This window comes from Streptococcus pseudopneumoniae (assembly GCF_001072375.1).
GTDB classification, from domain to species: domain Bacteria; phylum Bacillota; class Bacilli; order Lactobacillales; family Streptococcaceae; genus Streptococcus; species Streptococcus pseudopneumoniae_L.
Genome location: NZ_JVKV01000090.1, coordinates 1 through 8,712 on the forward strand (window position 1 = coordinate 1; position 8,712 = coordinate 8,712).

Below are 8,712 nucleotides of genomic sequence, written 5' to 3' on the forward strand. Positions count from 1 at the left end.
TATGCAACTGACGAAGGCAGCTCAAAAAACTGTTTTGAGGTTGTGGATAGAACTGACGAAGGCGGCTCAAAAAACTGTTTTGAGGTTGTAGATGGAACTGACGAAGTCAGTAACATATATACGGCAAGGCGACGTTGAAGCGGTTTGCAGAGATTTTCGAAGAATATAACATTGCCAAACTTCTAAAAAAAAGGTACAATGTAACAAAATCATGAGAGGTCTGGGATGAAGCAAGAAAGCAAGTATGAACAAGTCGTTCACTATCTAAAAAATGAGATAGAATCAGGTAGATTTCCAACTGGAAGTCGCCTACCATCTATCCGAAAACTCAGTCAAGATTTTCACTGTAGCAAAGACACCATACAGCGCGCGCTCTTAGAACTCCGATACGAGAAATATATCTACTCAAAACCTCAAAGTGGTTATTATGTATTGGAGCAACAAACCAGTCACGAAGACTTAATTATCTCAGTTAACGATGAACACGCAGCAGCCTATGATGATTTTCGTCTGTGCGTCAATGAGAGCTTGATTGGGCGAGAAAATTATCTCTACAACTACTATGAACACCAAGAAGGCTTAGAAGAATTACGAGAGTCTGTTCAGACATTGCTCTTTGATCAAGCCATTTATAGTAAGGCAGACCAGTTGGTCATGACTTCTGGAACCCAACAAGCACTCTTTATTCTTTCTCAGATTGATTTTCCAGGTCAAGCTCAGGAAATACTGGTCGAACAACCGACCTATCATCGGATGAACCAGCTGCTACTAGCTCAAAATATTCCCTATCAAACCATTGATCGTCGAGTAGACGGCATTGACCTAAACGAACTTGAGGAACATTTTAAAAGTGGTAAAATTAAATTTTTCTATACCATTCCCCGTTTCCACTATCCTCTGGGGCATTCTTATTCTGAAGAGGAAAAACTTGCCATCCTTGACTTGGCTGCAAAATATCAGATTTATATCGTTGAGGATGACTATCTGGGGGACTTGGATCCTAAAATGGGACAAACCTTTCATTATTTAGACCAACATGATTTGGTCATCTATATCAAGTCCTTTTCTACCAGTCTATTTCCTGCCCTTCGAATCACTGCCCTTCTTCTTCCAAACACTATCAAGGAAGCTTTTGTGACCTATAAAAACATTCTCGACTACGATAACAACCTTATCATGCAAAAGGCTCTATCACTCTACATCGATAGTCAACTCTTTGAGAAAAACAGACTAGCACGACTGGTACTGCAAGAAAAAAGTCAGGAGCACATCCAACAGCTCTTACAAAGGTATCCCATTTCCCTACCGAACTATCCACTTCATGATGGGCTTTTGCTTGATCTCAGGAACTATCCTAGCATAGCTAGTCTTAAACACAGCCCTCTAGAACTCGACTTCTTCGAATCTTCCTATCTAACGAACTGCCCTTATCACTTTGCAAAAATTTCCTTAGAAAATATTGAAGAAACATTAAGCTATTTAAAAACAGAGCTGGACTGAAATCCAACTCTGTTATTTTTTATTGCTCTACTTCTGTTAGCTTAGCAGCTTTTTCAAGATAAGTTTGGTAAGTTCCGTCATCTTTCAGTTTTTGGATGACCTTATCAACTACTTCCTTCAAATCTGAGTTACCTTTTTTGATAGCTACAGCATTTGCTTCGCCTTCCTTCATAGTCAAGCTTACTGTAGCCACTGCCAAATCTGAGTTCTTAGCAGCATAGCTTAGTGCTACTGGCTCATCCATATGAACGGCATCAACTTTACCAGATTGGAGCTCGTTGACTGCTTCTCCCATGTTTGTCAAAGAAGTCAACTGTGCCTTTGGAAGTTGCTCTTTAACCATAGATTCAGGAACAGTTCCTTTCTGAGCTGCAATATTAGCACTTGCTAGAGAGTCCAAATCCTTGTATTTTTCAAGATCTGATTTTCTGATAAGGAAGCTAATTTTATTTTCATAGTAAGGAATTGAGAAATCAAAGACTTCTTGTCTTTCTTCAGTTGCACTGATTCCCGCAATTGCTAGGTCTGCTTTTCCTGTTTGAAGACTGGTCAAGACATTATCAAAACTCATGCTTGAAACTTCCAATTTCACTCCAAGTTCATCAGCGATTGCTTGCGCCATGTCAATATCCGCACCTACGACTTGGTTTTTACCATCCACAAGTGCTTGAAACTCAAAGGGAGCATAGTCGGGACTAGTTGCGACCACTAATTTTCCTTTTTGCTTGATGGCCTCCACTGCAGACTGCGAGCTTGAACTAGACGATTGGCAAGCTACCAATAAGAAGCTTGCAAGAAAACTACATAAGACAAATATCCATTTTTTAAAATTCATAAATAAACAACCTCTCTGTTAATTTTGTATAATTATAACTCTATCTACTTCGTTTGTCAAGCATATTCTAAATTTTTATGAAAAATTTTCAATTTTTGTTTCAAAAAAGGAGCTTTTACTTACTAACAAGCTCCTTTTTTTGCATAATTAATCAATCTTACAATTCAACAATCTTACCTGTTTCAAAGTAAACAACCCATTCACAGATATTTTTTGCATAGTCACCGATACGTTCCAAGTAAGAAATGACTTGAAAATAATCACGACCTGTGACGATAGCTTCTGGGTTCTTTCTAATTTCTTCAGTTGCAAGATCACGAATATTATCAAAGTAATGGTTGATATTTTCATCCATGGTTGCAACTTCATAGGCTTGATCCACAGAACCATTCAAATAAAGTTCTAATGCGGCTTCAACAAAGTTTTTTACTTCACGACCCATTTTTTTTATTTCTTCTTCAACTGCAGGGATACGTTGCTCACCCTTCATACGAATCGTTGCTTTTGCGATAGATACTGCATGGTCCCCCATACGTTCTAAGTCTGAGACAGCTTTTAAAACTGTCAAAACTGTACGTAAGTCTTGTGAAACTGGCTGTTGTAGGGCAATCATTTCAAATGATTTCTTTTCAAGTTTCACTTCGTATTCGTTAACTTCTGCATCTTCCTCAATGACTTCTTTAGCCATGTCACGGTCATGCGTTACAAAAGCACGTACGGTACGATTGATTTGGGAAAGAACTTCTTGTCCCATAGCATAAAACTGATTATGCAATTTCTCTAAATCTTCTTCAAATTGAGATCGTAACATCTTCTCACTCCTTATCCAAATTTACCTGAAATGTAGTCCTCTGTCTCCTTATGTTGAGGATAGAGGAACATATCCTTGGTATCGTTAAATTCAATCAAATCTCCATTGAGGAAAAAGCCTGTCTTATCGGAGATTCGAGATGCTTGCTGCATAGAACGAGTAACCAAGAGCATGGTGTATTTGTCTTTTAGACCATACAAGGTTTCCTCAATCTTACCAGCAGAAATAGGGTCCAAGGCTGAAGTCGGTTCATCCAAGAGGATGATTTTAGGGCTAGTCGCCAATACACGTGCTACACAAACACGTTGTTGTTGTCCACCTGATAGACCAATAGCAGAGTCATGCAAACGGTCCTTGACTTCATCCCAGATTGAAGCACGTTGTAAAGCTTTCTCCACAGCTTCGTCCAAGACTTGCTTGTCTTTCTCTCCATTAATTCTTAGTCCATAGACAACATTTTCGTAGATAGACATTGGGAATGGATTGGGTTGTTGGAAAACCATTCCGATTTCCTTACGTAATTCAACCGTATCAGTACGAGGGCTATAAATATTGTGACCATTATAAACCACTGAACCAGTAGTGGTCACCTCTGGATTTAAATCTCCCATACGATTGATAGCCTTGAGCAGGGTTGATTTTCCTGATCCTGATGGCCCTATAAGAGCTGTAATTTCCTTGGGTTGGAACGATAAGGAAACACTATTCAACGCCTTCTTTTTGTTGTAATAAACAGACAGGTCTGAAACCTGTAAAATCGGTTCTGTCATACTGTTCCCTTTCTAACCAAAGTGTCCAGTTACATAGTCATTTGTTGACTGTAGCTTCGCATTTTGGAAAATATTAGATGTCTTATCATACTCGATCAAGTCACCCAGGTAGAAGAATCCTGTGTAATCACTAGCACGCGCAGCTTGTTGCATACTGTGTGTCACGATAATGATGGTAAAGTCCTTCTTCAACTCAAACATAGTTTCTTCAAGTTGAGCTGTCGCAATCGGATCCAAGGCTGATGCTGGCTCATCCATTAAGAGGATGTCTGGTTTTACAGAAATAGCACGAGCGATACAGAGACGTTGCTGCTGACCTCCTGAAAGCGTTAAGGCTGACTTGTGAAGGTCATCTTTGACCTGATCCCAGAGGGCAGCCTGGCGAAGTGAGGTTTCTACAATTTCATCAAGGACCTTCTTGTCCTTAACTCCTGCACGTTCATGTGCAAAGGTGATGTTGCGGTAGATTGATTTAGCAAATGGGTTTGGACGTTGGAAAACCATTCCGATGTGTTTACGCATTTCATAAACATTGATTTCAGGACGGTTAACGTCGATTCCCTGATAGAGAATTTCTCCTGTAACCTTAGCAATATCAATGGTATCATTCATACGATTGAGACTGCGTAGGTAGGTTGATTTCCCAGAACCTGATGGACCAATCAAGGCCGTAATTTTATTTTTTTCGAATTGCATATCGACGCCCTTGATGGATTCATTTTTACCGTAGTAAACATGTAAATCCTTAGTAGAGAGGGCCACTTTTTCTTCTGGAAAAGTAATGATATGCCTTTCATCCCAATTATATTTCGACATGGCTTCTCCTTTAGGCAGCAGTTAATTTCTTATGTAGATAGCTTCCGAGTTTTCGTGCTCCAAAGTTAAAGATTAAGATAAAGATTAAGAGCACCGCAGCAGAACCTGCTGAAACAAGAGTTCCATCAGGAATAGTTCCTTCACTGTTTACTTTCCAGATGTGGACAGCCAAGGTTTCTGCTTGACGGAAGATTGATATTGGACTGGTTACACTAAGGACATTCCAGTTAGACCAGTCAAGGGCTGGTGCTGATTGTCCTGCTGTATAGATAAGGGCTGCGGCTTCACCAAAGATACGACCTGATGCAAGCACGATACCTGTTACAATACCAGGTAGGGCTTCGGGGATAACGACATGAAGAACTGTTTCCCAACGAGAAAGCCCAAGCGCCAAACCAGCCTCACGTTGCGTATGGTGAACGTGTTTCAAACTGTCTTCAACATTACGCGTCATCTGTGGAAGGTTAAAGACAGTCAAAGCCAAGGCACCAGAAATAATGGAAAATCCATACTCGAACTGAACTACAAAGATGAGGTAACCAAAGAGACCGACTACGACTGATGGCAGTGAAGACAAAATTTCAATACAGGTACGAACGAAGTTGGTAACACGACCTTTTTTTGCATATTCAGCCAAATAAATTCCAGCCCCCATTGATAGAGGTACAGAGATGAATAAGGTAATGACCAAAAGGAAGAAGGAATTATAAAGCTGGATTCCAATACCACCACCTGCTTGGTAAGAAGATGATTTTCCAGTCAAGAAGGACCAAGAAACATGAGGTAAGCCTCGAACCAAGATATAGAGAATCAAGGAAGCAAGGATGGTCACAATGATTCCTGCGATGGTATAGAGGACAGCTGTAGCAAGTTTATCTAATTTCTTAGCGTGCATAGTTTTTCTTTCCTCTCTCTTTTGTAATCAATTTAATCACACTGTTAAAGGCCAAGCTCATCAAAAGCAATACTAAGGCTAGTGACCAAAGAACATTATTATCAACAGTTCCCATAACGGTATTACCGATTCCCATGGTCAAAACAGATGTCAGAGTCGCTGCTGGTGTCGTCAATGAAGTTGGGACAACGGCTGAGTTTCCGACCACCATCTGAATAGCTAGGGCTTCACCGAAAGCACGCGCCATACCAAAGACTACTGCCGTAAAAATACCTGAACGAGCAGCCTTCAAGGTTACACGCCAGATGGTTTGCCAACGAGTCGCTCCCATGGCTAAACTTGCTTCACGGTAGTGACGAGGAACCGCACGTAGGCTATCAGTTGTCATAAAGGTTACAGTCGGCAAGATCATAACAAAGAGAACGAAAATCCCTGATAAAATACCAAAACCTGTTCCACCAAAGACACTACGTACAAATGGTACGACGACCTGCAATCCGATAAATCCATAAACTACTGAAGGAATCCCAACTAGGAGTTCAATAGCAGGTTGCAAAATCTTTGCCCCTTTTGGTGATACTTCTGTCATAAAGACTGCAGCCCCAATGGCAAATGGTGTTGCAATAAGAGCTGATAGGATGGTAACAATAAAGGAACCTAAAATCATCGGAAGGGCACCAAATTGTTTCCCTGAAGGGTTCCAAGTCTGTCCAAATAAAAATTCAAAAATGTTAACACCATTGACGAAGAAGGTAGATAACCCTTTCTGAGCCACGAAAATCAAAATCATGGCTACAATGATAACAATCAAAGAGAGACAGGCAAAGGTTAGCCCTTTTCCTAATTTCTCAAGACGAGAGTTTTTTGAAGGAGAGAGCAATTTTTTAGATAATTCTTCTTGATTCATTATTGGCTCCCTTCTATTGCTGTCACAGTACCTGCAGCATCTTTTTCAACCTTCATTTCCTTAACTGAAATATAACCCATTCCTTTAACGATTCCATTCTGAGCTTCGTCTGAAAGGACAAAGTTTAGGAATTCGGCAACCAATTCATTTGGCTCACCAAGTGTATACATATGTTCATAAGACCACAAAGGCCAATTATTCGTGGTTACATTCTCTGAAATTGGTTCATAACCATTGAGTTTGATAGTCCCAACTGAGTCATCAACATAGGCAAAGGCTAGGTAGGAAATAGCTCCAGGGGTTTGAGAAACAATTGATTTGACCATTCCGTTTGAATCTTGCTCCTGACTTTGCATTGCTGATTGCCCATCCATGATCACACTGTCAAAAGTCGCACGAGAACCTGAACTTGCCGCACGGTTAATAATTGAGATGGCTAAATCTTTACCTCCGACTTCTTTCCAGTTGGTAATTTCTCCTGTGAAGATTTGTCTGAGCTGAGCCGTCGTTAGATTATCAACATCTACTTCTTTATTGATAATAACAGCCAAACCTGCGACAGCTACCTTATGGTCGACTAAGGCTGAGGGATCAATACCATCTTTTTCTTCCGCAAATACATCGGAGTTGCCGACATCTACTGCTCCTGACTGAACCTGCGACAGTCCTGTACCAGAACCACCACCTTGAACATTGACTGTTTTTCCGATGTGAGCTGATGCAAATTCATCTGCAGCCGCCTCGACTAAAGGTTGGAGAGCAGTTGACCCAACAGCCGTCATAGACTCCCCACGATCAATCCAACTTGCACATCCTACTAACAAACCAGCAAGTAAAAGAGTCGCAAGAGAGAGTGTGAGTTTTTTTAATTTTTTCACTATTTGTCTCCTTGAAAATAATGATGAATAGCTTGGAATTTCGCCCTATTTTTCTATGTTTTATGCAAAAAATCCATACTTCCACTATAACATAGAATACTGATTTTGACTAGTTTTTCACCTTAAACCTCAAGCCCTTAGGGAAATAATTCTTCAAGGTATTTCCGGTCACTTTTGCAAAACCTAGACCATTTCCACCAACTAAAATTTGGTACCAGCCATTTGGCAAAGTTTCAGACAGCTGAACTGTTTCACCAGCTACGTATTTGACAAAGTCCTCTTGATGAATTTCAATTCCTTGCTTGACTTGACTTGGTTTCAAAGCTAGGCCAAGTGCAAAACTTGGTTCAAAACGTTTTTTCTTAAAGGTTCCAAGATGAAGTCCGTTTCGTGCAATTCTTAGTTTTCCTAAATCTGGTAGACCTTCTGGCAATAAATACAGTTGGTCACCAAAAACCTGTAGGACTCCAGCCAGTTTCTCTTTTAAATGTTTCTTCTCAAAATCCTGCCATAAAGAAATCTGTTCTCGAGAGAGGTTGGATTTAGAAGGCTTGAACTTAGAGACTTTATTTTCCCCTCGAAATTGCAAATGGGCAACAAACTGTCCTTCTCCCTTAAAGTGATGTGGGTACATTCTAGCGGCTTCAGGTAAGTCAATCCCAGGGACCATTCCATTGATATGTTGAACTGGAATCAACTCAAAATCATAGCTATCCAGTAACCATTGGATAATTTCTTCGTTTTCTTCTGGCGCCCAAGTACAGGTTGAATAAACCAAACGACCACCATCAGCCAACATGGTTACTGCATCCTCTAGAATTTCACGCTGCAAGTCAGCACATTGGCTTGGATATTCTACACTCCAATAATCCATAGCATCTGGCTGTTTTCGGAACATTCCTTCTCCAGAACATGGAGCATCTAGAACAATTAGGTCAAAATATCCCTTAAACACTTTAGCCAAACGATCAGCAGATTCATTGGTCACAACTACATTTGACGCTCCAAACCGTTCCATATTTTCAACCAAAATCTTTGCTCGCTTGCTAGAAATTTCATTGGAAACAAGAAGACCTTCGCCTGCAAGATAGGCTGCCAGTTGAGTGGATTTACCACCGGGAGCCGCTGCCAAGTCCAAGACCTTCATGCCTGGTTTTGGTTGAGCTACTTGAGCAACCATTTGAGCAGCAGGCTCTTGTGAATAAACTAAACCTGTTACATGCTCAGGAGATTTTCCAGAAACCTTTCCATAGTAGCCCCAGGGTGTATTTGGAATAGCATCTGAAAAAGAAACTTGGTT

9 protein-coding genes are annotated in these 8,712 nt (G+C 40.5%); 1 reads left to right on the plus strand and 8 read right to left on the minus strand.

The annotated features are described in order from the left end of the window. Positions 1–225: 225 nt before the first annotated feature. A complete protein-coding gene (locus ADH31_RS07145; protein ID WP_049509818.1) occupies positions 226–1,500 on the plus strand; it encodes a PLP-dependent aminotransferase family protein in 1,275 nt (424 codons plus the stop codon). A gap of 19 nt (positions 1,501–1,519) precedes the next feature. On the opposite strand, the gene ADH31_RS07150 is transcribed toward ADH31_RS07145, so the two are convergent. The 8 genes from ADH31_RS07150 to ADH31_RS07185 all read right to left on the minus strand — a co-directional run. Further along, positions 1,520–2,335 (minus strand): ABC transporter substrate-binding protein, encoded by an 816-nt coding sequence (locus ADH31_RS07150; RefSeq protein ID WP_049509820.1) that lies wholly within the window; start codon positions 2,333–2,335, stop codon positions 1,520–1,522. Positions 2,336–2,492: 157 nt separating this feature from the next. Next, positions 2,493–3,146 carry a phosphate signaling complex protein PhoU gene (phoU, locus tag ADH31_RS07155; protein ID WP_049509822.1) on the minus strand — a complete coding sequence of 218 codons (654 nt, stop codon included), beginning with the start codon at positions 3,144–3,146 and terminating at the stop codon, positions 2,493–2,495. An 11-nt stretch (positions 3,147–3,157) separates the two neighbouring features. Then, entirely contained in the window at positions 3,158–3,916 is a 759-nt protein-coding gene (gene pstB, locus ADH31_RS07160; RefSeq protein ID WP_045763360.1) for a phosphate ABC transporter ATP-binding protein PstB, read from the minus strand. Between the two features lie 12 nt (positions 3,917–3,928). Continuing rightward, positions 3,929–4,732 carry a phosphate ABC transporter ATP-binding protein PstB gene (pstB, locus tag ADH31_RS07165; protein ID WP_049509824.1) on the minus strand — a complete coding sequence of 268 codons (804 nt, stop codon included), beginning with the start codon at positions 4,730–4,732 and terminating at the stop codon, positions 3,929–3,931. A gap of 10 nt (positions 4,733–4,742) precedes the next feature. After that, entirely contained in the window at positions 4,743–5,627 is an 885-nt protein-coding gene (gene pstA, locus ADH31_RS07170; RefSeq protein ID WP_000543058.1) for a phosphate ABC transporter permease PstA, read from the minus strand. Beyond that, positions 5,617–6,534 carry a phosphate ABC transporter permease subunit PstC gene (gene pstC / locus ADH31_RS07175; protein WP_049509826.1) on the minus strand — a complete coding sequence of 306 codons (918 nt, stop codon included), beginning with the start codon at positions 6,532–6,534 and terminating at the stop codon, positions 5,617–5,619. Before pstC ends, pstA begins: the two co-directional genes overlap by 11 nt. Beyond that, positions 6,534–7,412 (minus strand): phosphate ABC transporter substrate-binding protein PstS, encoded by an 879-nt coding sequence (locus ADH31_RS07180; RefSeq protein ID WP_049509827.1) that lies wholly within the window; start codon positions 7,410–7,412, stop codon positions 6,534–6,536. The genes pstC and ADH31_RS07180 overlap by 1 nt, the downstream gene beginning before the upstream one ends. 109 nt (positions 7,413–7,521) lie before the next feature. Further along, positions 7,522–8,712: RsmF rRNA methyltransferase first C-terminal domain-containing protein (locus ADH31_RS07185; protein ID WP_049509828.1), on the minus strand; the 1,191-nt coding region annotated here is incomplete at its 5' end.

Excerpts from the sequence above, each read along its gene's own strand:
- ADH31_RS07145 (WP_049509818.1), top strand. The coding sequence starts at position 226 with ATGAAGCAAGAAAGCAAGTATGAACAAGTCGTTCACTATCTAAAAAAT.
- ADH31_RS07150 (WP_049509820.1), bottom strand. The coding sequence starts at position 2,335 with ATGAATTTTAAAAAATGGATATTTGTCTTATGTAGTTTTCTTGCAAGC.
- phoU (WP_049509822.1), bottom strand. The coding sequence starts at position 3,146 with ATGTTACGATCTCAATTTGAAGAAGATTTAGAGAAATTGCATAATCAG.
- pstB (WP_045763360.1), bottom strand. The coding sequence starts at position 3,916 with ATGACAGAACCGATTTTACAGGTTTCAGACCTGTCTGTTTATTACAAC.
- pstB (WP_049509824.1), bottom strand. The coding sequence starts at position 4,732 with ATGTCGAAATATAATTGGGATGAAAGGCATATCATTACTTTTCCAGAA.
- pstA (WP_000543058.1), bottom strand. The coding sequence starts at position 5,627 with ATGCACGCTAAGAAATTAGATAAACTTGCTACAGCTGTCCTCTATACC.
- pstC (WP_049509826.1), bottom strand. The coding sequence starts at position 6,534 with ATGAATCAAGAAGAATTATCTAAAAAATTGCTCTCTCCTTCAAAAAAC.